Annotated in this window: 20 protein-coding genes; 12 read left to right on the top strand and 8 right to left on the bottom strand. The window is 68.7% G+C overall.

Going from position 1 to position 23,794, the window contains the following annotated elements:
* Positions 1-40: 40 nt before the first annotated feature.
* The 3 genes from ABMA10_RS17430 to ABMA10_RS17420 form a co-directional block, all read right to left on the bottom strand.
* Positions 41-1,375, bottom strand: a complete 1,335-nt coding sequence (locus tag ABMA10_RS17430; RefSeq protein ID WP_347869338.1) for an ABC transporter substrate-binding protein — start codon at positions 1,373-1,375, stop codon at positions 41-43.
* A 71-nt stretch (positions 1,376-1,446) separates the two neighbouring features.
* A complete protein-coding gene (locus ABMA10_RS17425) occupies positions 1,447-2,382 on the bottom strand; it encodes a carbohydrate ABC transporter permease (RefSeq protein WP_347869339.1) in 936 nt (311 codons plus the stop codon).
* Positions 2,375-3,316, bottom strand: coding sequence for a carbohydrate ABC transporter permease (locus tag ABMA10_RS17420; protein ID WP_347869340.1), 942 nt, complete (start codon positions 3,314-3,316; stop codon positions 2,375-2,377). Before ABMA10_RS17420 ends, ABMA10_RS17425 begins: the two co-directional genes overlap by 8 nt.
* Positions 3,317-3,526: 210 nt before the next feature.
* On the opposite strand from ABMA10_RS17420, the gene ABMA10_RS17415 reads away from it, so the two are divergent.
* Complete coding sequence (locus ABMA10_RS17415; RefSeq protein WP_347869341.1) at positions 3,527-4,525, top strand: LacI family DNA-binding transcriptional regulator; 999 nt, start codon at positions 3,527-3,529, stop codon at positions 4,523-4,525.
* Positions 4,526-4,562: 37 nt separating this feature from the next.
* Here the strand turns inward: ABMA10_RS17415 and ABMA10_RS17410 are convergent, their stop codons facing one another.
* The 5 genes from ABMA10_RS17410 to ABMA10_RS17390 all read right to left on the bottom strand — a co-directional run bounded on the left by ABMA10_RS17410 (position 4,563) and on the right by ABMA10_RS17390 (position 8,596).
* A complete protein-coding gene (locus ABMA10_RS17410) occupies positions 4,563-5,084 on the bottom strand; it encodes a hypothetical protein (RefSeq protein ID WP_347869342.1) in 522 nt (173 codons plus the stop codon).
* Positions 5,081-6,391, bottom strand: coding sequence for a signal peptidase I (locus ABMA10_RS17405; RefSeq protein ID WP_347869343.1), 1,311 nt, complete (start codon positions 6,389-6,391; stop codon positions 5,081-5,083). Before ABMA10_RS17405 ends, ABMA10_RS17410 begins: the two co-directional genes overlap by 4 nt.
* A gap of 10 nt (positions 6,392-6,401) precedes the next feature.
* A complete protein-coding gene (locus ABMA10_RS17400) occupies positions 6,402-7,049 on the bottom strand; it encodes a hypothetical protein (RefSeq protein WP_347869344.1) in 648 nt (215 codons plus the stop codon).
* A gap of 20 nt (positions 7,050-7,069) precedes the next feature.
* Positions 7,070-7,711: a SipW-dependent-type signal peptide-containing protein gene (locus ABMA10_RS17395; protein ID WP_347869345.1), complete on the bottom strand. Its 642-nt coding sequence runs from the start codon at positions 7,709-7,711 to the stop codon at positions 7,070-7,072.
* Positions 7,712-7,846: 135 nt separating this feature from the next.
* A complete protein-coding gene (locus tag ABMA10_RS17390; protein ID WP_431030731.1) occupies positions 7,847-8,596 on the bottom strand; it encodes a helix-turn-helix transcriptional regulator in 750 nt (249 codons plus the stop codon).
* A gap of 193 nt (positions 8,597-8,789) precedes the next feature.
* Between ABMA10_RS17390 and ABMA10_RS17385 the strand changes: the two genes are divergently transcribed.
* The 11 genes from ABMA10_RS17385 to ABMA10_RS17335 all read left to right on the top strand — a co-directional run bounded on the left by ABMA10_RS17385 (position 8,790) and on the right by ABMA10_RS17335 (position 23,755).
* A complete protein-coding gene (locus ABMA10_RS17385; RefSeq protein WP_347869347.1) occupies positions 8,790-8,984 on the top strand; it encodes a hypothetical protein in 195 nt (64 codons plus the stop codon).
* A gap of 39 nt (positions 8,985-9,023) precedes the next feature.
* Entirely contained in the window at positions 9,024-9,782 is a 759-nt protein-coding gene (locus ABMA10_RS17380; RefSeq protein WP_347869348.1) for a hypothetical protein, read from the top strand.
* A gap of 165 nt (positions 9,783-9,947) precedes the next feature.
* Positions 9,948-10,211, top strand: coding sequence for a hypothetical protein (locus ABMA10_RS17375; RefSeq protein WP_347869349.1), 264 nt, complete (start codon positions 9,948-9,950; stop codon positions 10,209-10,211).
* A gap of 1,050 nt (positions 10,212-11,261) precedes the next feature.
* Positions 11,262-15,641, top strand: a complete 4,380-nt coding sequence (locus ABMA10_RS17370; protein ID WP_431030730.1) for a choice-of-anchor G family protein — start codon at positions 11,262-11,264, stop codon at positions 15,639-15,641.
* 122 nt (positions 15,642-15,763) lie between these two features.
* Positions 15,764-16,669 (top strand): DUF5819 family protein, encoded by a 906-nt coding sequence (locus ABMA10_RS17365; protein ID WP_431030729.1) that lies wholly within the window; start codon positions 15,764-15,766, stop codon positions 16,667-16,669.
* On the top strand, positions 16,666-17,727 hold the full coding sequence (locus ABMA10_RS17360) for an HTTM domain-containing protein (RefSeq protein ID WP_347869352.1): 1,062 nt from the start codon (positions 16,666-16,668) through the stop codon (positions 17,725-17,727). The genes ABMA10_RS17365 and ABMA10_RS17360 overlap by 4 nt, the downstream gene beginning before the upstream one ends.
* Before the next feature lie 146 nt (positions 17,728-17,873).
* Positions 17,874-19,313, top strand: coding sequence for a phytoene desaturase family protein (locus tag ABMA10_RS17355; RefSeq protein ID WP_347869353.1), 1,440 nt, complete (start codon positions 17,874-17,876; stop codon positions 19,311-19,313).
* 166 nt (positions 19,314-19,479) lie between these two features.
* Positions 19,480-20,268 (top strand): DeoR/GlpR family DNA-binding transcription regulator, encoded by a 789-nt coding sequence (locus tag ABMA10_RS17350; RefSeq protein ID WP_347869354.1) that lies wholly within the window; start codon positions 19,480-19,482, stop codon positions 20,266-20,268.
* Positions 20,265-21,281 carry a 1-phosphofructokinase family hexose kinase gene (locus ABMA10_RS17345; RefSeq protein WP_347869355.1) on the top strand — a complete coding sequence of 339 codons (1,017 nt, stop codon included), beginning with the start codon at positions 20,265-20,267 and terminating at the stop codon, positions 21,279-21,281. Before ABMA10_RS17350 ends, ABMA10_RS17345 begins: the two co-directional genes overlap by 4 nt.
* Before the next feature lie 86 nt (positions 21,282-21,367).
* Positions 21,368-23,407, top strand: coding sequence for a PTS fructose transporter subunit IIABC (locus ABMA10_RS17340; RefSeq protein ID WP_431030728.1), 2,040 nt, complete (start codon positions 21,368-21,370; stop codon positions 23,405-23,407).
* 78 nt (positions 23,408-23,485) lie between these two features.
* On the top strand, positions 23,486-23,755 hold the full coding sequence (locus ABMA10_RS17335) for an HPr family phosphocarrier protein (RefSeq protein WP_347869357.1): 270 nt from the start codon (positions 23,486-23,488) through the stop codon (positions 23,753-23,755).
* Positions 23,756-23,794 lie beyond the last annotated feature (39 nt).

Genomic DNA, 23,794 nt, shown 5'->3' with positions numbered 1-23,794 from the left:
GGACCGGGCGACCGGCCCCCGAGCCTGTTGAGGGCGGAGGCTACTGCGCGTCGTTCACGGCCTTCGTGAGCTCGTCGACGAACGCCGTGGCAGCTTCCTTCGGGGTGGTCTTCCCGAACTGGATGTCCTGGTTGTAGCGGCCGAGGATCTTCTCGCTGTCGCCTCCGCCGACGGGCGTGATGGCGGGCGCAGGACCGGACTCCTCGCGGGCGGCGTCTACGACACCGGCCACGATGCGGTCTGCCGCGGTGAGGTCTGGCTCGATCGCCTCCTGGAACGCCGGGTTCGCCGGCATGCCGCGCTCGGTGCTGAACAGCTTCGCGACCTCGGTGTCCGTCGTGAGGAAGTTCACAAGCAGTGCCGCCTCAGCCGGGTGCTCCGACTTGGACGAGACCGACCAGTACATGGACGGCTTGAGGTACTGGAAGCCGTCCGATGCGTCCTCCGACGTCGGGAAGGGCAGCAGGTCGAGCGCATGATCGGGCGCTGCCGCCTGGAACGCGGTGAGGACGGACGACGGCTGGAAGGTCATCGCGACCTTGCCGGTGCTCATGTCCATCAGGTCGATCGCGGCCCCCGTGCCCTCGGCGAGCTGGGACGCGCTCGGAGCGGCACCGCTCTCGATCTGTTCGAGCGCGAACTCCCAGTAACTCTGCACGACCTCGGGCTTCAGGATGACCTTGCCGTCCTTGTCATAGACGTCATTTCCATGCTGCCGCGCCCACAGCGTGAGCGTCGGCATGTCCCCACCGAACGGCGAGAGGCCGTGCACGGCTCCACCGGAGGCCGCCGTCACCTGCAGTGCGACCTCGTTCAGCTCATCCCAGGTCCACGTGGTCGCGTCGGGCAGTTCGATCCCGTACTGCTCGAAGATCGACCGGTTGACCATGAGGCCGACGGTGCCGACGCCGATCGGGACGCCGTACAGCTCGTCCTTCACCTTGCCCTGGTCGAGCACCTCTGGACTGAGCGCGGAGGTGTCGAGGAACTCGTCGAGCTCGCCGAGGTTCGCGAGCGCACCACGCTGCGCGTAGGACGCAAGGTACAGCTGGTCGAACTGCATGACGTCGGGTGCGTCACCGCCGGCGACCGTGGTTGCGAGCTTGTCCCAGTACCCACCCCACTCGGTCGACTGGGCTTTGACGGTGATGTTCGGGTACTTCTTCTCGAACAGCTCGATGGCGGCACGCGTCCGCTCGTCTCGCGCGGCCGCGCCCCACCAGTTGAACGAGATCGTGACGTCCTCGTCGCTGAGGGCGGCGTCTCCCGACCCTCCGCCGACGGCGCAACCGCTCAGCGCGAGCGCCGAGACGGCAGTGGCGGCGGCCAGCCCGAGGACGCGGGAACGGAACCGGGATCGTGTGTGGCGTTGCATGATTCTCCTTCGAATGATGTGTTCGGTTGGTGCCCCTCGACAGGCTCGGGGACCGGGGTGGCTCGGGGGCGCTACTTGCCGCCGGTGGTGGCGATGCCTCGGAGGAGGAACCGCTGGCCGAAGAGGAAGGCGAGGAACACCGGCAGCAGGGTGACGACGCTCATCGCGAAGAGGGCCCCGTAGTCCGATTGCGATTGCGTGTCCACGAAGGAGCGCAACGCGACGGACGCCGTGTACTTGTCGGGATCGGTCACGAAGATCAGCTGGCCGAAGAAGTCGTTCCAGGTCCAGATGAAGGTGAAGATCGCCGTCGTCGCGAGGGCCGGCGTCATGAGCGGCAGCATGATCTGCACGAAGATCCGGAAGTGTCCTGCGCCGTCGATCCGGGCGGCCTCGTCGAGCTCCCGAGGGATACCGCGGATGAACTGCACCATGAGGAAGATGAAGAACGCGTCGGTCGCCAGGAACTTCGGCACGATGAGCGGCAGATAGGTGTTGATCCAGTCGAGCTGGGCGAAGATCACGTACTGCGGGATGATCAGCACGTGGATCGGCAGCATCATCGTGACGAGCATGGCCGCGAACGCGAGCCGCTTGAACCGGAACCGCAGCCGTGCGAACGCATACGCGGCGAGCGAGCAGGTCAGCAGGTTGCCGACGATCGAGCCGACGACGATGATCGCCGAATTCGCGAGGTAGGTGCCGAAGGGCTGCGCCAGTGCATTCCACCCGTTCGTGTAGTTCGACGCCTCGAAGGTGTCGAGAACGAGCCCGGGGTTGTCGAAGATGTAGCCGTTGGGACGGAGCGACGACACCACCATCCACAGCACCGGATACAGCATCAGGAGTCCGAGCAGGATGAGGAGCGCGTGCTTGCCGACACTCGAGATCCGTTGGCGGCGCAGGAGCTTGGCGCGCTCGGCATCACCGCGGGCGCGACGCGCTGCGGCGTCGGGCGAGAGGCCGTCCTCGTCGTTCGACGCAGGACGGGTCTGAAGGTCAGTCATCGTAGAACACCCAATACTTCGAGGCCCAGAAGTTGATGGCCGTGGCGGCGGCGATGATGATGAGCAGGAGCCACGCGATCGCCGACGCGTACCCCATCTGGAAGCTGCCGAACCCCTTCTGATACAGGTACAGCGTGATGAACAGCGTCGAGTCGGACGGGCCGCCTGAACCGTTCGAGACGACGTAGGCCTGCGTGAATGACTGGAACGCGCCGATGATGCCGAGCACGAGGTTGAAGAAGATGATCGGGCTGAGCAGCGGCAACGTGATCGAGCGGAACTGCCGCCACCGGCTGGCCCCGTCGGTGGACGCGGCCTCGTAGTACTGGCGCGGGATCTGCCGGAGCCCGGCGAGGAAGATGACCATCGGGGCACCGAACGTCCACACGTGCAGGATGATCAGCGTCGACAGCGCCGTGTCCGGTTCTGAGATCCAACCGGGTCCCTGGATGCCGAAGACGGCGAGGAGGGCGTTCACCAGACCGCTCGACCCGAAGACGAGCCGCCACAGCACCGCGATCGCCACGCTGCCGCCGAGGAGCGACGGTAGGTACAACACGGAACGGTAGAAGGAGAGGCCGCGCAGCCCGCGGTCGAGCAGGACCGCGATGCCGAGGGCGACGATCAGCTGCAACGGCACGGACACCACCACGTAGGTGAGCGTGACGCCGAGCGACTGGTGCAGGCGCGGGTCCTCGATCATCCGCTGTGCGTTCTCCAGCCCGGTGAAGTTCGGGTTCTGCAGCAGGTTGTAGTCGGTGAACGACAGGTAGAGCGAGACGAGGACGGGCCCGAGCGTGATGACGAGGAAGCCGATGATCCACGGTGCGAGGAACAGCGCCGCAGCCTTGTTGTCACGGAACTCCGAGGCGTCGCGGTGTTTGACCGCACCCTTCGGCGTTCGGAGCGCGCGGAGCTCGTTGAGCGCGCTCACGACTCGGTCTCGATGATCGGTGGGGGATTCTCATGCATGCTGCGCATCTCCTTCGATGTGCGTCGACGGTGCTGACAGGGAGACACGCTAGCCCCTTGTGCTACGTAGCACAAGAACGTTCTGGGAATCGGTTGCCAACGTGTGGCATACAGCTCGGAGTCGCTACGCTTGCGTCAGGCCGCGGATGACGAAGACGACGGAGGGGCGCAGATGGCAGTGACAGCACGGGATGTGGCGCTGGCCGCCGGGGTCTCCCAACGCACGGTGTCCGACGTCGTGAACCTTCCCGGCAGGGTGGGAGCCGAGACGCGGATCCGTGTCCAGGCGGTCATCGACGAGCTCGGCTACCGGCCCAATCCGCACGCCCGCAGCCTGCGCAATCGGCGGAGCGGACTCATCGCGCTCGTCGTCCCGCAGCTCGACGTCCCGTACTTCTCCGACTTGGCGCGCTGCCTCATCCCCGAACTCTCGAAGCGCTCGTTGACACTCGTCGTCGACCAGACGAACGGAGACCCGGAACGCGAGCGGGCAGTGCTCACCGGCGGCGCCGTCTCCTCGACGTTCGACGGTGTCCTGCTCAACGCGCTCAACCTCACAGCGGCCGACGTCGAGGCTGCTGCGGCGACCCAACCCATCGTCCTCCTCGGCGAGCGCGACTACGGCACCGGAGCCGATCACGTCGCGGTCGACGGCACCGAGGCTGCCTACGCGGCCACTCGCCACCTCATCGAGCGGGGGTGCACCCGGATCGCGGCGATCGGTCGACAGGAGCACTCGATCGGCACCGCGATGCAGCGCACCGCGGGTTTCGTCCGCGCGATGGAGGAGTCGGGCCTCGATGCGTTCCGGTATATGGCCGAAGGGGAATACGACCGTGCGAGTGGTGCGGCAGTGATGGGCTCGATGCTCGACACCACCGAACCTCCGGACGGGGTGTTCTGCTTCAACGACCTCATGGCCCTCGGCGCGATGCGGGCCGCCTGGACGCGAGGAGTGGACATCCCGGGTGACCTCGCGATCGTCGGCTTCGACGACATCGAGGACGGGCGCTACGCGAAGACCTCCCTCACGACGATCGCTCCGGACAAGGCTGCGATCGCCAGGGACGCCGTCGAGATGCTCGTGGAGCGGGTCGCCGGTCTCGACGGGCCAGGGCGGCGGGTCCGCGCCGGTTTCGAGCTGGTCGTCCGGGAGTCCTCGGCTCTCTGAACCAGCTCCCTGGACGGACAGACTCTGAGACGGCCGGTCAGAGGATCGTGCAGGTCCCGTTGGTGCCGAGAGCGTTCGACGTACCGTGAACCAGCCTGTAAGGCGACGACCACGTCGTCGACGGCAGCGTCAGGCGTGCTCCGATATAGACGTTCGATCCCAGGAGGCCGCCGAGGAGTCCCAGACCGAAGGTCGACGTCACCGTCGTCGTGCCGCTCGTCGACGTCGGTGTGATGGTGGTGGTCGGGGTGAACGAGGCGTTCGGCGAGTAGGCGTAGTTGATCGTGTAACCCGCGGGAATCGTGTACACGACCGTGAACGAGGACAGCAGCCCGACGATGTTGGGGTTGAAGACACAGCTGGTGATCGCCACGGATGGAACGGTCAGAGCGGTGAAGCTTCCCGCGGCCTGCTCGGTGTCCGACCAGACGGCTTCCGTCTGCATCGGCGCAGGTCGGGCGAAGACCAGTACGGCTGCGAGCACGACGAGCACCGCACCGACGCGTCGTCGCCGACTCGTCCGATGTCCGGTGGCGCGGGTTTCGTCAGCGCTGCTCATCGTCCGCTCCCGACCGCCCGTGCCCGTTGACGGAGCGAACCGAGCCATGCGCCGAGGAGTCCGAGCACGATCGCGCAGGCGGCGGCCCAGATCGCGAACTCGATCGGTGTGCCCGTGCGCGGCAGCGAGGAGATGGGGCCGGGCGAGACGGAGACGTCGTCACCGATGCCGTTCGCGGTGACGGTCAGCGCCACCGAGGCGGCGACGGCGTCGGCGTCGGCAGGCATCGTCACGTCGAATCGCACCCAGCGTGCCTCGGTGCTCGGCATCGAGAGGAGCGCGCGGGACACACCGTCGACGGGCACCGGCGTCTCATCGATGAGGCGGGTCAGCGTGCCACCGCAGCCGGCGTCCGTCCATCGCTCGGAGCAGGAGTCCACGACCATGATCAGACCGAGCGCGGCGGACCCCGAGCCTGTCACGGTGACGTCGATCGAGCCCGGCGCGGCTTCCGGCCTGGTCGTGATGCCCACCTCCCACGGTGCTGACGCGCCAGGCGTGAGCGAACGCATGGCCGAGGGGTCGCCGATCGCGGTGAGCACCAGGGCGTCACCGGCCACGACGTCCACCTGGGGAGCCGCATACGCCGGGGCGACGGCACCCGAGAGCGCAAGGCCGGCGCCGAGCACCAGGGCGACCGGAGTCATGTGCAGGGCCGCGTGCCGAGCGGGTCGCGCCTCGGCAGCGGCCGGACGCGAACGGGAGGAGCGAGCGTCGGTGTCGCCGCCCGAATCGCCGCCCGAACCGCCGGGCGGGCCGTTCCTGCCTGAACGCGGCCAGAACGCCCACATGACGAGCACGGAGCAACTGAGCGTGAGCCCGGCAAGGACCCAGGGGTTCGAGAACCAGATCACCACGTAGGCCAGTCCTGGGACGGACGCGAGGACGATCCGCACCGTCGTCACGACGTAGGGCTCGGGGTCCTCGCCGACGTTCGCGTCACCCTTGAGCGTGATGGTCCGCTCGGCAGACCCCCCAGCTGCGGACGCAGAGACCGAGGTCACCCGGTGGGTCACCGGAAGCTTGCCGGCACGATCCACCGTCACCACGTCACCGATCGCGATGTCCGACGCCGGGATCTCGCGTACGAGCGCAAGCGACCCGGTCGGGATGGTGGGGCTCATCGAGCCCGTCTTGAACATGATCAGGGTGATGTTGAAGCAGTACGCGAGGATCACGAGCACGATGCAGATCACGCCGCCGACAGCCGCGATGTTCAGCAGCGTGCTCCCGACGATCGACGCCACCGAGCGGCGGGGCCGCTGCCGCTCGGCGACGTCGAACTCATCCACGTGGGTTCGGGTCACGGTGCTCCGATCAGGAACTCGAGGTGCTGGTGAACTGCCACGTCGCCGACGCCGTCCCACCCTGGAAGGTCGTCGCGGTGCCGGCCTTCACCCGCACGTCGAAGCAGAACCGCACCGTCGACGCTCCGGCCGCCGACAGCGCACCGGTCGCGGTCGGGGGAGCGGTCGCCACGGCAAGCGACGCCGTGTACGCCGGCACGGTCGCCGACGTGAACGCAGCGGCAGCACAGGTCGTCCCGGCCGTGGTGGTCACCACGCGGTACTCGAGCTGCGGGAGGAGCGTGCCCGTCGCCGCCGAGACCGCCGAGAGCGCAGCCGTGCCGCCGATGTTCGTCGCCGTCGTGGTGCGGATGTCGATGTAGGCGTACTGCGAGGTCCCCGGCGACATCGCCGTCGCGTTGAACGCGAGCGTCGCAGGGTTCCCCGCCTCGTGCGCAGCCCAGGTCGACGACGCGGTCTGCGACTCGACGACGAAGGTGCTCGCCGCGAACGTCGCCGTACCGAACTCGTCGTCGCTCCACGCGGCGAGGGTGAGGGTCGTGCCGACGCCGAGCACGAGTGCGCCGGCGAGCGCCGCGCGGGCCCTGGTGTACCACCAGCCCGCGCGCCGCTCCTCGGGCCGGTGGTGCTTCGCCGCCGCGGGGGTGTGGCGTCCCATGATCCGATCCGTTCCGCTGCTTACGGGAGCGGCGTGGTCGACTCGGCCGCGAACTCCCAGACCACGGTGCCCGTCGGCGATGCCGGCGGAAGCGTTGCTGCGGGCGTCACCTCGAAGCAGAGGAAGACGGGAGCTGTCGCGGCGTCGAGGGTGAAGATGTCGGCGGCCGTGCTGGTCGTCGTGGCGGCGTCCGTCACGAGGGGTGTGCCGGCGGCGAATGCGGCCGCATCGCAGCCGAACGTCGCCGTCTCGACGAGCGAGTAGCTGAGCGACGCAGCGATGGTGGCGGCACTCGACGCCGTGATGTCGACTGTCGCGGCATAGGTCGATGCGGCGGTGAGCTGCACGGCGAAGCCTGCGTACACCGGTTCGGAGGGGGCGAGGTTGTCGGCTTCCACCTCGAAGGTGAGGGGGGCCGCTGCTGCTTCGGTTGGGTGCTCCGTGAAGGCGGCACCGTCGGTGCTTCCCTCGATGCTGAATGCACCACCGGCGAAGATGCCGGTCGCGAACTCCGAGTCGTTCCAGGCAGCGAGCGTGATCGCCGCGCCGACGCCGAGGACGAGTCCACCGGCGAGGATCGCGCGGACCCGCTTGCTCTTGAGCCCGCGTTCCGGAGCGCTGGCCTGCTGGGTGGGTTGCGTCGTGCGCTCGTCGATCGTCATGGTGAGGCCCCTCGTCTCGGTGGATCGGCGCACGGCGCACGAGGGGTTCCCGCGAGCGGCGACAGCCGGTCATCGGAGGCTATGCGCAGGGAAACGCCGTGTAACCAGTAGTCCGCTACTGAGATGCGCGTCCGGCTACTGGTATCCCCCGATCGGGGGGCGCGCTTCCTCGGGGCGGGAGACGACCATGCGACCGAGATCTCGACGGCGGGCCGCACCGAGCTTGGTGCGGGCCTGGAGCACGTGCGATTCGACGGTGCGCACGCTCAGGAAGAGCCGAATCGCGATCTCCTGGTTGCTGAGCCCCTGGGCCACGAGGTGTGTGATCTCCAGCTCCCGCTTGGTGAGGCCACTGAGCTCGACCGTCGCCGTCAGCGATGCATCCGGCGACATGACGGCAAGCGACGGAATCGACGGGACGACAGGCCCAGACGGACCCGTGACGATCCGGTCGATCTCCGAGAGCGGCGCATCCGTGACCAGCGATGCGGCACGTTCCGCGCACCATCGAGCGTGGCTGGGTCGGTTCGCGGCCTGGTGGAGATCCTCCGCGAGCCGGTAGGCGGCGACCGCGCGATGCCGGGCGCCGATCTGCTCGAGAGCCCGCCCGGCACGCTCGGCGGCGGTGGCGTCGCCGGTGGACTCCGCTTCCATCAAGGTCAGCAACGCTGCCGGCAGCGGTGTCAGCAGCGAGCCGCGGAGGTCGTCGACCCAGCCCAGGGCTGTCGCCGCATTCGTTCCGATGATCCGGCTGGAGTGGGCGAGCATGACCCGTCCCGACGGCGACCGCGACAGGTCCGTGACCCGGTCCCGGAAGAAGCGCGTCGCCGTCTCGACATCGGCACGATGGGCGACAAGTGCCGCATCGGCGAGGTCTGCGAACACGATGAGCAGGCCGGATGCCGCGAGGACGTCCTTGTCGACAGCGTCCCGACGCCGCTGCGCCCCCCTCGAAATCGCCCATCGCGATCAGCCCGAGGGCAAGCGTCAGGTCGGCTTGAGCATGGACCTCGGGAGGCAAGGTGCTGTCGAGGATGCCCGAGACCACGACGAGGTCGGCGACAGCTCGCTCCGCGGCGTGATCGAGGAGCGCGAGCGTTCCGGTGAGCAATCCGACGACGCACTGGTCGACCGTCGCCAACTGGCCGCTCGCGACACCTGCCCGGGCGGCGAAGTCGTCGATCGACTGTTCGACCATCCTCCACGAGAAACCGGCCTCCAACCTGGCGAGGCCGGCCGTGAGGAAGTACAGGGCGTTCGCGTCGCGGAGTGAGTGCGTCATCGGCTGCAGCGAGGAGTACTGGACTGAACGGTGCACGGCGTCGCAGGCATCGAGGACCCGACGAGCCTGCTCGATCGATCGGAACGGTGCGATGCGCGTGAGGAGCCCGGCGCCGGCGTAGAGGCGGGTTGCCGTCGCTGCATTCGGATCGCCGAGCACCCGGGAGAACACCTCGTCGGCGATCGAGGGGCCAGGGCTCGTCGCAGCACGCCACACCTCGACCATCTCGGCCCGTTGCGCGAGCGCACGGCACGACGACGCTGCCGCGTCGGTCCTCCGCTGCGCCGCCTCCAGTTCGGCCTGCGGACTGTCCCACCGTGCGAGCACACTGCTCCAGCTGATCTGCTCGCTGCGAACGTCGTCATCGGTCTCCGCCTCGACTGCGGCATCGACGTGAAGGGTTCGGACGGCTCCCCGCACGTCGCCGAGCATGGCGAGGGCCCGCGACTGCTGCAATGCGGCCGCGACCGACGGGACGAAGGTGTTTGCACGGGCTGCGAGCAGCTGTCCGTCGCCTGGGAGCCCGGAGACGTTCGCGACGTGGGCGGCGGTGAGCAGCACCTCGGCCGCCGTCTGTCGTCCCGTGTCCGCGAGGATGTCCTGATCCGTGGCGTAGGCCCAGTGCCGCCCGACGATGAAGCTCTCGTTCGGAGACAACCGGGAACCACGCTGCAGATCGGTGATGAGGAGACGCTGCACGCGGTCGTGCGAGCGCAGCCGCCAGGAGTGGCGCCAGTCGGACAGCGCCGACCAGGCGTGGAGCTCGTCCGCCATCACCCGGTCCAGTGAGGAACCGTCGTTGCGGGCCAGACCGTGACGCAGCAGCGCGTGCAGGGCTGATTCCCCGAGGAGTCTGGCCACACGAGCGTAGGGCGTGGGGCCGAGCTTCGCCAGCATGACGAGGGAGTACCGCTCCTCGTCGTCCAGGCGTTCGAGCAGGGGGAGGGTCAGGTCGTGGACGCGGGGCGAGACGCCGGCGTCCCCGAGGGAGAGGATGCTCCGCGGCCGGTAGAACCCGCCGCCAGTCTCGAGGGCGTCCTTCGTGAGCTCGGTGACGAGCAAGGGCGAGCCGTTGCTGAGCCGGACGATGGTGGCACGCGCCATGTCGTCGAGCACGCCGTCGTCGGCGGTGATCTCCGCGAGAGCCCGGGCTTCCGCCCGGTCGAGGCCAGGCAGGTCGATGCGTTTCAAGGAGCCGTCACGCCAGACCGAGAGTAGGTGCGCGGTCGCGCGGTTGTAGCCCGCGGTTCCGTCTGCGGGTGCTCCTGGCTCGAGTGTGATGAGTGCCGCGTGTTCCGAGGCGCGCGACAGTTCGATCACGGCGGGCATCGCCTCTGCGGGGAGTGCGGCGCCGTCGTCGATGATCAGGACGGAACCGCTCGGACTGTCCTGCCATCGACTGACCGTGTCGATGCAATCGTTTGATCGGGCGTTGACGCTTTGAACGGCGCGCCCGGCGTCGCGGAGTCTGGAGCCGATGTGCCTGGCGGCGTACGACTTCCCGGAACCGTTCGGGCCGACGAGGAGTGCACTCATCGACTGTTCGACCAGCTCGGCTGCGCGTGCGATGGCGGCTTGTCGTCCGCTCAGGCGTTCCGTCCGCCGCCGGATCCGGGCGTCGGCGGAAAGCGGGGGTTCCTGCCGTCGCTCATCGGTCTCGACGGATCCCTCGGTTGCGCTCGAGCGCCGGTGCGGCTGCGAGACATCGCTCATGATCGTGGCCTGTCAGGTTGAACGTCGCGTCCGCCGGAGCTGCACTGGGGCTCCGTGTCCGGTCCGGATCCTCCGCCTGCTCGTGCTGTGAATCGTTCCCGCGGTGCTGCTGTGTGCCCGTTCATGACAACGCCCCCTCCGGCCAGCCCTTCGCGACCGCACTCCATGAATCGGCTGGACCCTGCGGACGCGATGTGTCCATTATCGGTAATTCCTGAGGGCTGTAGGTGACTACGCTGTGCGTTCTCAGTAGTAACTACGTACCTCGAACAGGGGGTCTACGGGTTTCCGCTGTACCGCCGCGGCCATGTCATCGATGTCTCGCTACAGCGGCGTTTCATACGTCTCGCGGTCGGCCTCTTTCGCTCGAGCTTCCACTGCTTCGATGCGGCCGTTCAGACAGTGAGAGGTGCCCCTCGGGCGCGAGTACCGATTTCCGGAGCTCCACTACGGGTGTTGCCTCCCCCGAGTGGGGCACAGCGTTCCGCGGCTCTAGATTTGCCGGGATTGACGCCAGCCGCGGGTTCGCCCGCGCACCGACGAAAGGGTTCCACCGTGCGGGAACAACAGCCCAGCATCCTCGGGCGAGGACGAGTGTGGAAGGTCGCGGCCATGGCCGTGGTCGGCACCGTCATCGCCATGGGATCGACGACCGCGGCGAACGCGGCTCCGTCAGATGACTCGGAAGCGCTCGCGCGCTTCCTCTCCGGCCAAGCGGCCGGAATCAACCTCGACACCATCGCAGTGATCGACGGAGCCTTCGCCGAGAACCCGAGCGGCGTCCACCCGACCGATTCGGACCCGCTGGCCGCCGACGTGCTCAATGCCCTCGGCATCGACCTCGGCGACTCGCTCCAACTCTTCGGTTCCAACGGGGTCATCGAACTCGGAGCCGTTGCGCAGTACGCACAGGCGAACGACAACGGTGACGCGATCGCCGGCTCCGGCGCGGTGTCCGACCAGGGCGGCATCTCCATCGGTGGCGACGGTGCGCCGCCGGCTGACGCTGAACTCGACCTCACAGGCCTTCTCTCCCGCGTCGGTGTCCCCACCACGGGAATCCTCGACGAGCTCTCGCTCTCGCTCGGTGCACTCGCGACGACGATCTCGCAGACGGGGGGCGGAACGCCGGTCTCCGACTACCAGATCGCCGGGGCGACGCTGAACCTCTCCAGCCCCCTCGTCGAGGGCGTCTACACGCAGCTGCAGACCACGGTCGGTGGCGTCCAGACATCGCTGAACGGGCTGCAGGCGGCGCTGAACTCCGCGCTCAGCGGGCAGATCAACCTCGGTGTGGTCAGTTCGACCACCGCGGTGAACGTCACGCTGCCGAACCTCAACGCGCTGTTGCCGACCGGGCCCGTCGGATCGACGAGCGGCGTCACGGTGGATCTCACCACCGGTGCCGTCACGGTCGACCTCGAAGCCCTCCTGGCCGCAAATCCCGACCTCCCCGACCTCAACGATCTGCCGCCGAACACCTCGCTGCTCTCCGGACCGATCGGAGCCGCGATCGCCGACGGCATCACGCAGGCGATCACCGACCAGGTCACCGAGGTCGTCGGCAACATCCGCACCGCTGTCGAAGCCACCAACGTGAACGCCGTCGTGCAGGTGAAGGTTCTCGGCGCGAACGCCGTGACCCTCACCCTCGACGCTCCGTTGTCGGCCATCGAGGACGGGTCAGCCACCTTCGAAGCCTCCGGCATCGTCGGCGGTCTGTTGAACACGGTCCTGGGTGTCCTCGGCCTGAGCCTCGACGAGATCATCTCCAACCTGCTCAACTCGGTGCTCGGTGTCGTCGGCGGTGTCTTCACCGTCCTCGAGACCACGGAGACGACGCTCGACGGTGTCACCGGCGGCCTCGCGACCAACGTCGTCGGCCCGGTGCTCGACATCGTGACGCTCGTCGCGGACGTCACGGCGAACGTGCAGCCCGCGACCGGTGACCTCGGCGCCGGATCCTCCACGGTTCGTGCCGTGCAGGTCTCGCTTGTGCCGGCGTTGACGCTCGCCACGGTGAACCTCGCATCGTCCACGGTGCGCGGCACACTGGTCGTCTTCGAGACCGCCATCACGGCGGACCCGTCCACGGTGAACCCTGGTGACACGACCACCATCTCCGGCACCGGCTTCGCGCCGGACGAGACGGTCACCATCTCCATCCCGGGCATCGACCCCGTGACCACGACGGCGAGCCCAACGGGCACCATCAGTCAGGTCGTCACCATTCCGGTCGGGTTCACGCCCGCAACCGTCACGGTGACCGCCACTGGAGCCGTCTCGGCGACTCCCGCGACGACCGAGCTGGTCGTCGAGGCGATCGTCTACGACACGGCCATCACCGCAGACCCGACGACGGTCGCCGCTGGCGGCTCGACGGTCATCTCCGGAACCGGCTTCGCGCCCAACGAGAGCGTCACCGTCTCGGTGCCCGGCGCCGACCCGGTCGTCACCACCTCCAACGGAGCCGGCGAGATCTCGGTGAGCCTGCCGTTCCCGGCGGACTACCCGCTGGGCGACGCGACGGTCACCGCGACCGGTGCGGTGTCGAACACGCCGGCCACCACGACGGTCACCGTCGAGGCGCTGGAATACGTGACCGCGATCACCGCCGACCCGACCACGGTCATCGCCGGTGAGTCGACGCAGGTCAGCGGTACCGGCTTCGCGCCGAACGAGACCGTCACGGTCTCGGTCCCCGGGGCTCCCGCGGTGACCACCACGGCGAGTGGCACGGGCACCATCGACGTCGCGCTCCCGATCCCGGCCGACTACACGGAAGGCCCCGCGGTCGTCACGGCCGTCGGTGACGTCTCGGAGACCCCGGCGACCACCAACATCACGGTCGACGTGGTGTACACGACGACGATCGTGGCCGACCCGGCGACTATCGCCGGCGGTGAGAGCACGGAGGTGACCGGCTCGGGCTTCGCCCCGAACGAGAGCGTCACCGTCTCCATCCCGGGTGTCACGCCGATCGAGACCACCTCGAACGACGACGGTGAGATCACCGTCACGCTCGACGTGCCCGCCGGCTACGCCGTCGGCGCGGTGACCATCACGGCCACCGGCGTCGTCTCCGCAACGCCCGCGACCACCACGCTGAACGTCGAGGCCACCGTATACGACACGGCGATCACCCTCGACCCCGACACGGTCAACCCTGGTGGCACCACGGAGGTCACCGGTACCGGCTTCGCGCCGAACGAGACCGTCACGGTGTCGTACCCGGGCGGCACGCCAGTCACCACGACGACGGACGATGACGGCGCTTTCACCGTCGACCTCCCCGTCCCGGCGGGAACGCCCACCGGTGACCTCACGGTCACGGCTACGGGAGACGTCTCCGCAACCCCGGCCGACGCGATCCTGACGGTCGCATCGTACGAAACGGCCATCACGGTCGACCCGACGTCGGTGCTCCCCGGGAACCCGGTCGAGGTGACCGGTACCGGTTACGCACCGAACGAGACGGTCACGGTCTCGTACCCGGGCGGAACCCCGGTCACCGTGGTGACGGACGATGAGGGCGGCTTCACCGTCGACCTCCCGATCCCGCCTGGAACCCCGGCCAGCCCGCTCGTGATCACCGCGACCGGTGAGGTCTCCGACACCCCCGCGACCGAGACGGTCACCGTCCTGGCCTACGTCACGACCATCACCGCCGACCCCGACACTGTGGTCCCCGGTGGCTCGACCCTCGTCACAGGCTCCGGCTTCGCGGCGAACGAGCTGGTCACGATCACCGTTCCCGGTGGATCGAATGTGACGACGACGACCAACGGCGCCGGCGAGTTCACGGCTCCGGTCGTCATCCCGCTGAACGCCCCGGACGGTCCGGTGGTCCTCACCGCGACCGGCGAGGTGTCGCTCACTCCCGCGACCGACACGGTCACGGTGGAAGCGGTCGTCTTCACGCCGACCATCGCTGCAGATCCGTCGACGCTGGATGCGGGGACCTCCACCGAGGTCACCGGTACCGGGTTCGCCCCAGGCGAGCTCGTCGAGGTGTCCATCCCGGATGCCCCGTCGGTGACGACGACGGCCAACGGTGACGGCGAGATCACGGTGCTCCTGCCGGTTCCCGCTGACTACCCTGTCGGCCCCGTGGTCATCACGGCCCTCGGTGCCGTCTCCGCCACCCCCGCTGTCACCACGGTGACGGTCGAGGAGGGCGCGGTTGACGCCGACACCGACGTCGCCGCTGTTGACGTCGATGCTGCCGCTGATGTTGACGTGGATGCTGCCGCTGATGTGGATGCTGCTGCTGACACCGATGCTGCTGCTGATGTGGATGCTGCTGCTGACACCGACGCTGCTGCCGACGTAGACGCCGCCGCTGATGTTGACGCTGCTGCCGATGTGGATGCTGCTGCTGACACCGACGCTGCTGCTGATGTTGACGCTGCTGCCGACGTGGACGCCGCTGCCGATGTGGATGCTGCTGCTGACACCGACGCTGCCGCCGACACGGACGCCGCGACCGATGCCGATGGAGACACCGACGCCGGCGACGACCGTCAGGCGACCGTCAAGTACTCGACGATCGTCCGCGACACGGGAGTGACCCAGGAGGTCTACGCCACCGGCTTCGAGCCCGGCGAGACCATCACGGCCACCGTCTTCTCGACGCCGTTCGCGCTGACACCCACTGTCGCAGACGCCTCCGGCAACGCCACCTTCACCTTCCCGATCAACTCCTCGATCGAGCTGGGTGCGCACCGGGTGGAGCTGTCCGGATCTGTGACCGGCGACCTGCCGCTGGATCGTGAGGCCACGGCCTTCACGGTCACTGCGGCCGCCACCGCCCCGGGCTCGCGGCCCAGGTTGCCCAGCACCGGATTCGACGGGCTGTGGCTCGGGGGACTCGGCGCCATGATGCTCCTCCTCGGAGGTGCCTTCGTGGCTACGCGACGGGCGCGTATGGAGTAAGCCCCCGGCGGATTGGGCCGTGCCGCATTCGGGTCGGCACGGCCCATTCCTTCTCCGCGATGACCGCCACCGAACTGGCGCCGTCGCGGCTCACCACCTCGCATCAGACACCAGGAGGAACCGTGACTCCAATCACACCAACACCTGTCGAGGACGGCCTTCGACAAGCTCAGGGACCGGGCACCGCTCAGGGACCAGGTACCGCCCAGGGTGACACCGGGTCGGGACGCAAACGGCCCGGCAGTCCCGCAGCGTCGTCGTCGCCACCGCCGAAACGCGCTGCGCGCATCGCCGCCGCCGTGTCGATCGCCCTCGTCGGCGTCTACGTGGCCGGCACCCTCATCATCGTCTCGCCGACGACACCGATCCGCGGCGCGGTCGTCGCCGCGGCCGGCCCGTACTTCACGCAGAAGTGGAACGTCTTCGCGCCGAGCATCATGAAGACGAACATCACCTACTCGGTGCAGGCGCAGTGGCGCGACGCCGATGGTGCCCTCGTGAAGTCGGACTGGGTCGACGTCACCGCGCTCGAGCAGGAGGCGGTCGCCGGCAGTGCCGAGCCGTCCCGCATCCAGAAGTCGTCGTGGAACGCGATGCTGGCGTACAACGCCCGATACCTCGCGCTCGACGCCGCCCAGCGCGAGATCGTCCGCGACACCTTCATCCAGCGAGCCGACGGCGGTGGGTACACCGCTCAGTCCGCTGCGTCGCTCATCGCAGACCTCGACGCCGTCGCGACGCAGCCGGGATCCGGCCGGGGCGACATCGTCCGCTTCCTCCGCTACGACTACATGCTGAAGGAGTATGCGACGGCGTTCTCCACCGCCTACTTCGGTGAGGACGTCGAGCGCGTCAGATGGCGCATCGATCGCACCAGGCCGAACGACTTCGAGCACCGTTTCGACCGTGAGCAGCAGTTCGACGACACCGCCGTCACGTTCGGCTGGCGGCAGGTGGACGATGTGATCGACCCGGAGACGCTCGCCGTCTACCGCGACGTCATCAGCCGGTACGGAGGCACCCGATGAACATCGTCCGCACGCAGTTCGACCGCTTCACCGGGTGGGTGACCGGCTCAATGCACGCGGGCCGCAGCCTGTCCGCGCTCCGTATCCTCTACGGCATCGCGATCGTCAGTTTCCTCTTCACCAACCTCGCCGACCGGCACTACCTCTGGGGCGTCGCGTCGAAGTGGGTGGATCCGGAGGCGAACCGCCGTGCCTGGTTCCCGCTGTTCGACCTGGTCTTCACGAAGGACAGCGCGTTCGCCTTCGACCTCGCCTACGGGGTGCTGATCGTCCTAGCGCTCCTGTTCCTCGTCGGCTGGCAGACGCGTTTCGTCACGCCGGTGCTCCTCGTCTTCTGGGTGGGCCTCGCGACGAACAGCACGGTCCTGACCAACGGCGGCGACACGATCCTCCGCATCACGCTGTTCTTCCTGATCTTCGCGAACCTGTCGAAGCACTGGTCGGTCGATGCGTGGCTCACCCGCCGTCGCGGTCGGGAGCTCCGCCCGATCCTGCGCGGTCGTCTCGCGATCCCGGGGTGGTTCGCGAACGCAGCGAACAACACTGCGGTGATGCTCTGCGCGTACCAGATCATGCTCGTGTACGTGAACTCGGGCATCTACAAACTCATGGGCCCCGAGTGGCGCGAGGGTACGGCGTTCTACTACTCCGTGGTGCTCGACGTGTTCCGTCCGTTCCCAGCCCTCAACGACCTCACCTGGCAGTTCGGGGCGTTCGTGTGGGTCGCGACGTTCCTGTCGGTGTGGGTGCAGCTGCTGTTCCCGGTCCTGATCCTGTGGCGTCCGACACGCATCCTGGCGCTGGCGTTCACGATCATGATGCACTTCGGCATCGGCCTGTTCCTCGGCCTGTGGCCGTTCTCACTCGCGATGATCGCACTCGACCTGCTGTTCGTCCGCGACCGCAGCTGGGAGGCCGTCGGTCGGTGGGCGAAGCACGCGGGGGGAGTGCTGAGACAACTGCTGCCCGAACGCGCACCAGCCGGGCGGACCACGGAGACCGGGCCGCCGGCGGAGACCGAGAGACCAGTCACGACGACGGCAGGCCCTGCGTCGTGACGACAGACGTCTTGCACGTTCGGGTGCGAGACGAACAGGCGGTCGGCGCCACGGTTGCGCCGACCGCCGTCCTTTCCGCATCAGGACAGGCCGCCACCCCTGCAATGGGTGAACTGGGTACCGGCTCCGAGACCTAGGCTGGAGCGATGGTGGATGCAGTGGTGGTCGGAAGCGGGCCCAACGGGCTCGCGGCCGCAGTGACTCTGGCGCGAGCCGGCCTCGAGGTCGAGGTGCACGAGGCTGCAGACACCGTCGGGGGCGGTCTGCGCACACAGGAACTCACCGAACCGGGCTTCCTCCACGACATCTGCTCGGCGATCCATCCGATGGTGCTCACCTCGCCGTTCTTCCGTGCGTGGCGGGCGACGGAGCGCGTCGACTATCTGATCCCCGACGCCTCCTACGGCCACCCGCTCGACCGAGGGCGCGCCGGCATCGCCTATCGCGACCTCGATCGCACCGCCGGGACACTCGGCGTCGACGGAGTGGAGTGGCGGCACCTGTTCCAACCGATCGTCGACCGCATGGAAGCCGTCACCGACTTCACGCTCAACCCACTGCTGCCCGTCCCGAAACGGCTGTTCGACGTCATCCCGTTCGGGTTGCGCACACTCCATGCCGGGTCCGCGGCGTGGCTGAGCCGGTTCGAGGGGACGGTCGCGCCCGGCATGCTCGCGGGCGTCATGGCCCACACCATCACCAGGCTGCCTGGGCTTTCTGCAGCAGGCGCCGGGCTCGTGCTCGGAGCCAACGCGCATGCCGGCGGCTGGCCGGTCCCGATCGGCGGCGCGCAGTCGCTCGCCGACGCGATGGTCGCCGACCTCGAAGCCCACGGCGGACGGGTGGTCACCGGGCATCGTGTCACCGCCGTCTCCGATCTCCCGGACGCTGCGGCCGTGTTGTTCGACACCTCCCCTCGCGACCTCGTCACCGCGGTCGGCTCCCGCTTGCCCGTGGGCTACGCGAGGAAGCTCGGACGTTTCCGGTACGGCAACGCCGTCTACAAGATCGACCTCGCCGTTTCCGAGCCCATCCCGTGGAAGAACCGCGGGCTGCTCGAAGCGCCGACCGTGCACCTCGGTGGCACCGCGCAGGAGATCGCCGCCGCCGAGAACGAGGTCGCGGCAGGTCGTCATGCTGAGCGGCCGTACGTGCTGCTCGCCCAGCCGTCGCTGTTCGACTCCTCGCGCGCGCCCGAGGGCAAGCACACGGTGTGGGCGTACTGTCACGTGCCGAACGGCTCGCGTGTGGACATGTCCGATGCGATCATCGACCAGATCGAACGATTCGCCCCCGGCTTCCGGGACACCATCATCGCGCAGGCCGGCCGAGACACCTACGTCGTGGAGCAGGAGAACCCGAACGACATCGGTGGGGACATCTCCGGAGGTGAACCGTCGCTCGCACAGCTGCTGCGTCGCCCCGTGGTGAGTCGCGAGCCGTGGCGGACACCGGCGGACGGCATCTACCTGTGCTCCGGCTCGGCCTCGCCCGGCATGGGCGTGCACGGCATGCCCGGGTTCCTCGCAGCGCAGTCCGCGCTCCGCAACACCTTCCGGCTCCCGGTTCCGTCCCTCGCGCCGTAGGGCATCACGGCGCTCGTCGGTGGGCGCCCCTCGACAGGCTCGGGGAGCGGTTGGGGCGTGTCCGGTCACTGAGCCTGTCGAAGTGCATCTGTGTTTATCTGTGTTTGTGTGATAGTTTCTTCGCACTGCGAACCTGCAGCACAGAAACCAAGGTCAAGGACGACGCATGTACGCGACGGAGCGGCACGAGCACATCACCAACCGGGTGACGACGAGCGGGCGGGTGTCCGTCGCGGACGTCTCCCGGGAACTGGGCGTCACGGCCGAGACCATCCGCCGCGACCTCGACCAGCTCGAGACCGCAGGCGTCCTCCGCCGGGTCCACGGCGGCGCCGTCTCGGCGGCTCGCGCATCCGTCACCGAGGCCAGTCTCGCCGAACGTCAGGACCAGCGCAGCGACGCGAAGGCGACCATCGCCCGAGCAGCCCTCCGGCTCATCCCCGAAACCTTCAGCGGTTCGATCGTCATCGACGCGGGTACCACCACGGCCCACCTCGCCGACCTCCTCGTCACCTGGCGGCCCGCATCCGCCGGCCAGACGCTCACCGTCATCACCAACTCCGTGCCGATCGCCGCCACCCTGCACCGCTGCGAGCACATCGAACTGCACCTGCTCGGTGGTCGTGTCCGCGGCATCACGAGCGCTGCGGTCGGCAGCACCACCGTCGACGAGTTGGGGCGCTTCCGGCCGGACATCGCCTTCGTCGGTGCCAACGGCCTCAGCGCAGACTTCGGACTGAGTACCCCCGACGAGCTGGAGGGCGCGGTCAAGTCGGCGATCGTCCGCGGCTCGCGTCGAGCCGTGGTCCTGGCCGACGCCGCCAAGCTCGGCGAGGAAGCGCTCATCCGGTTCGCCGCGCTCGACGCGATCGACACCGTTATCACCGATGAAGCGCCCGAGGCGGAACTCGCCGCAGCCCTCGAGCACGCGGGCGTCGAGGTGGTCGTCGCATGATCATCACGCTGACCGCCAACCCGTCCCTCGACCACACGGTGGAACTCCCCGGCGTCGTCCGGCGCGGCGAGGTCCTCCGCGCCATCGCGAGCCGCGAACAGCCAGGCGGCAAGGGGGTCAACGTCTCGCGGGCGCTTGCAGCGGCCGACGTTCGCACCGTCGCCGTCCTGCCCGGCGACGAGTCGGACCCGATGATCGTCTCGCTCCGCGCGCAGGGGATCGACGTCCTCGCCGTGGCGACCGGTCAGCAGGTGCGACGCAACATCACGCTGACGGAGCCCGACGGCACCACCACCAAGATCAACGAACCCGGCCCGCTGCTGACCGACGACGACGCCTCGCGTCTCGTGGAGGCGACCGCCCGAGCTGCCGCGGCCGCCGAGTGGCTCGTCATCGCGGGGTCCTTGCCGCCGGGACTCGCGCCCGACTTCTACGCCCGGGTCGTCCGAGCCGCTCGTGCCGTCGCCGGCGGTGGCCGCCCGCTCGTCGCGGTCGACAGCTCGGGGGAGCCGCTCGCCGCGCTCCTCGCAGCCTTCGCCGCCAGCGGTGAGCGCATCGACCTCATCAAGCCGAACGGTGCAGAACTCGCCGAGCTCACCGGAGTCGCAACGGGAGACGACATCGAGGCGGATCCCGCGCTCGCCGCATCGGTCGCCGCCCAGCTCGTCGGCACCGTCGACGTCCCCGGACCGGTCCTCGGTGTGCTCGTCACCCTCGGCGCCCGGGGAGCTGTCATCGTCGAAGGCCCCGACGCCTGGTTCGCCCAGGCTCCCAAGATCGTCGCGCGCAGCACCGTCGGCGCGGGGGACTCCTCGCTCGCAGGCTACCTGATCGCCCGAACCGCAGGCCTCGCACCTGCCGCCCGCCTCGCGCAGGCCGTCGCCCACGGAGCCGCTGCCGCGGCACTCCCCGGGAGCGATGTGCCTCCACTCGCCGAGACCGACGCCGACACCATCGACGTCGTCTCCCTGCCGATCGTGCACCTCGACAAGCGGATCCTCTCCGCCCACTGAGGACCACCGGGCGCTGAGCCTCTCGAGCGCCCGCACGACACCACCCAACTCACCCGCACCAGCATCCGTTTCGAAGGAGAACCCAGATGTCCACGCCACTGATCACCCCAGGGCTCGTCGCCCTCGATGCCGATCTCGGCACCGACCGCGCGGGCGTCATCCGCGCGCTCGCCGAGCTCGTCGTCGTCGCAGGTCGTGCCACGAGCACCGACGCACTCTTCGCGGACGCCTGGGCTCGCGAGAGCAAGACCGACACCGGCATCCCCGGCGGCATCGCGATCCCGCACTGCCGCTCTGCGGCCGTGACCGAGCCGACGCTCGCGATGGCCCGCGTCGCACCGCTCGTCGACTTCGGTTCCGACGACGGCCCGGCCGACCTCATCTTCTTCATCGCGGCTCCGGACGGCGCGGACCAGGCGCACCTCGTGCTGCTCTCGAAGCTCGCCCGTTCACTCATCAAGCCCGAGTTCGTGGAGGCGCTCCGTTCCGCGCCCGACGCACCTGCGGTCGTCGCTCTCGTCGATGGCGCGCTCAGCGATGCACCCGTCGCGGTCCCCGCCGGCGAACGCGCAGCGACCGCTCCGGTCGAGGCCGGTGCGGCTGCCAAGCCCGTGCTCATCGCGGTGACCTCGTGCGCCACCGGTATCGCCCACACCTACATGGCGGCAGACTCGCTCGCCGCCACGGCCAAGCGTCTCGGCGTCGAGCTGCACGTCGAGACACAGGGTGCCTCCGGTGCGACCCCGCTCGCAGCCGACGTGGTGGCCGCAGCCCAGGCCGTCATCTTCGCGGTCGACGTCGACGTCCGTGACATCGGCCGCTTCGCGGGCAAGCCGGTCATCAAGGCTCCGGTCAAGCGCGGGATCGACGCGCCCGAGCAGCTCATCAACGACGCCGTCGCCGCGATCTCCAACCCGAACGCGCCACGCGTCGCAGCTGCCGGCGGATCCTCGACGGGTGCGACGGCCACGAAGGATGCCCACGTCGGCCAGTCGATCAAGCGATGGCTCCTCACCGGCGTCAGCTACATGATCCCGTTCGTCGCCGGCGGCGGTCTGCTGATCGCGCTCGGCTTCCTGCTCGGCGGCTACGACATCACCGACAACGCCGGCAAGATCATCGTCGAGAACAGCCTCGTGAACCTCCCGGCGGGTGGCCTCGGTGCCTACCTCGGCGCGGTCGCGTTCTCGATCGGCGCCGCGTCCATGGGCTTCCTCGTGCCGGCACTCGCTGGCTTCATCGCGTTCGCCATCGCCGACCGACCGGGCATCGCACCGGGCTTCGTCGCCGGTGCCGTAGCCCTCCTCATGAGCGCCGGCTTCCTCGGTGGCCTCGTCGGCGGGCTGCTCGCCGGTGGTGTCGCGTACGGCCTCGGTCGCTTGAACGTTCCGCGCTGGTTGCGAGGTCTGATGCCCGTGGTGATCATCCCGCTCATCGGTTCGATCGTCGCCTCGGGTCTCATGATCCTCGTCCTCGGCGGACCGATCGCAGCCCTCATGAACGGTCTCAACGGATGGCTGTCCGGCCTCACCGGCGTCTCCGCGATCCTGCTCGGTGCGATCCTCGGCACGATGATGGCATTCGACCTCGGTGGCCCCGTCAACAAGGTCGCGTACTCGTTCGCCGTCGCCGGTCTCGGTGCGGGCACACTCGCCAACCAGGCCCCCTGGCAGATCATGGCAGCGGTCATGGCCGCCGGCATGGTGCCGCCGCTCGCGATGGCACTGGCCTCGACCGTCCTCAGCCGTCGCTCCTTCACCGCTGTCGAGCGGGAGAACGGCAAGGCGGCCTGGCTGCTCGGACTCGCGTTCATCAGCGAGGGGGCGATCCCGTTCGCCGCCGCAGACCTGTTCCGTGTCATCCCGGCCTCGATCCTCGGTGGTGCGGCGACCGGTGCTCTCATCATGGCGACGGGCGTCACCTCGCAGGCGCCGCACGGCGGGCTGTTCGTCTTCTTCGCCATCGGCAACTTCGGGATGTTCCTGCTGTCCATCCTCGTCGGCACCGTCATCACCGCCGTCGCCGTGGTCCTGCTGAAGCGCTTCGCGCGTCGCCGCCCCGTTGACGCCGCCGACGGTGGCGAGGCATCCGCCGCCGCTGTCGTGGCCGAGCCCGTCACCGTCTGATCCACCCCCGCGTCACAGCTTGACCTGATCCACTGGTCTCGCTGATCCCCTGGAACGAACCGAAGAAGGAGCAACATCATGGCCGAACGTCAAGCCACCATCGCCAGCCGCGTCGGACTGCACGCCCGTCCAGCGAAGATCTTCATCGAGGCGGTCAAGCGCCAGTCCGTGCCCGTCACGATCGCGCTCGGCGACGCGGCGCCGATGGACGCCTCGAGTATCCTCACGATCATGGCGCTCGGTGCCGGGAACGGTGACGTCGTCACCCTGCGTGCCGAGGGCGACGGTGCCGACGCCGCGCTCGCTGAGCTCGCAGCCGTCCTCGAGACCGACCACGACGCCGAGTAGTCCACAACACGACGATGCCCGCTCGCCCATGTTCGGGCG

The organism is Plantibacter sp. RU18 (genome assembly GCF_050613355.1).
Taxonomy (GTDB): Bacteria; Actinomycetota; Actinomycetes; order Actinomycetales; family Microbacteriaceae; genus Plantibacter.
This window is presented reverse-complemented; position numbering and strand designations above follow the sequence as displayed.

Bases quoted from the DNA above. Each gene is read 5' to 3' on its own strand.
- ABMA10_RS17335 (WP_347869357.1), top strand. From the start codon at position 23,486: ATGGCCGAACGTCAAGCCACCATCGCCAGCCGCGTCGGACTGCACGCC.
- ABMA10_RS17395 (WP_347869345.1), bottom strand. From the start codon at position 7,711: ATGACGATCGACGAGCGCACGACGCAACCCACCCAGCAGGCCAGCGCT.
- ABMA10_RS17425 (WP_347869339.1), bottom strand. From the start codon at position 2,382: ATGACTGACCTTCAGACCCGTCCTGCGTCGAACGACGAGGACGGCCTC.
- ABMA10_RS17340 (WP_431030728.1), top strand. From the start codon at position 21,368: ATGTCCACGCCACTGATCACCCCAGGGCTCGTCGCCCTCGATGCCGAT.
- ABMA10_RS17415 (WP_347869341.1), top strand. From the start codon at position 3,527: ATGGCAGTGACAGCACGGGATGTGGCGCTGGCCGCCGGGGTCTCCCAA.
- ABMA10_RS17430 (WP_347869338.1), bottom strand. From the start codon at position 1,375: ATGCAACGCCACACACGATCCCGGTTCCGTTCCCGCGTCCTCGGGCTG.
- ABMA10_RS17350 (WP_347869354.1), top strand. From the start codon at position 19,480: ATGTACGCGACGGAGCGGCACGAGCACATCACCAACCGGGTGACGACG.
- ABMA10_RS17360 (WP_347869352.1), top strand. From the start codon at position 16,666: ATGAACATCGTCCGCACGCAGTTCGACCGCTTCACCGGGTGGGTGACC.
- ABMA10_RS17410 (WP_347869342.1), bottom strand. From the start codon at position 5,084: ATGAGCAGCGCTGACGAAACCCGCGCCACCGGACATCGGACGAGTCGG.
- ABMA10_RS17345 (WP_347869355.1), top strand. From the start codon at position 20,265: ATGATCATCACGCTGACCGCCAACCCGTCCCTCGACCACACGGTGGAA.
- ABMA10_RS17355 (WP_347869353.1), top strand. From the start codon at position 17,874: ATGGTGGATGCAGTGGTGGTCGGAAGCGGGCCCAACGGGCTCGCGGCC.
- ABMA10_RS17400 (WP_347869344.1), bottom strand. From the start codon at position 7,049: ATGGGACGCCACACCCCCGCGGCGGCGAAGCACCACCGGCCCGAGGAG.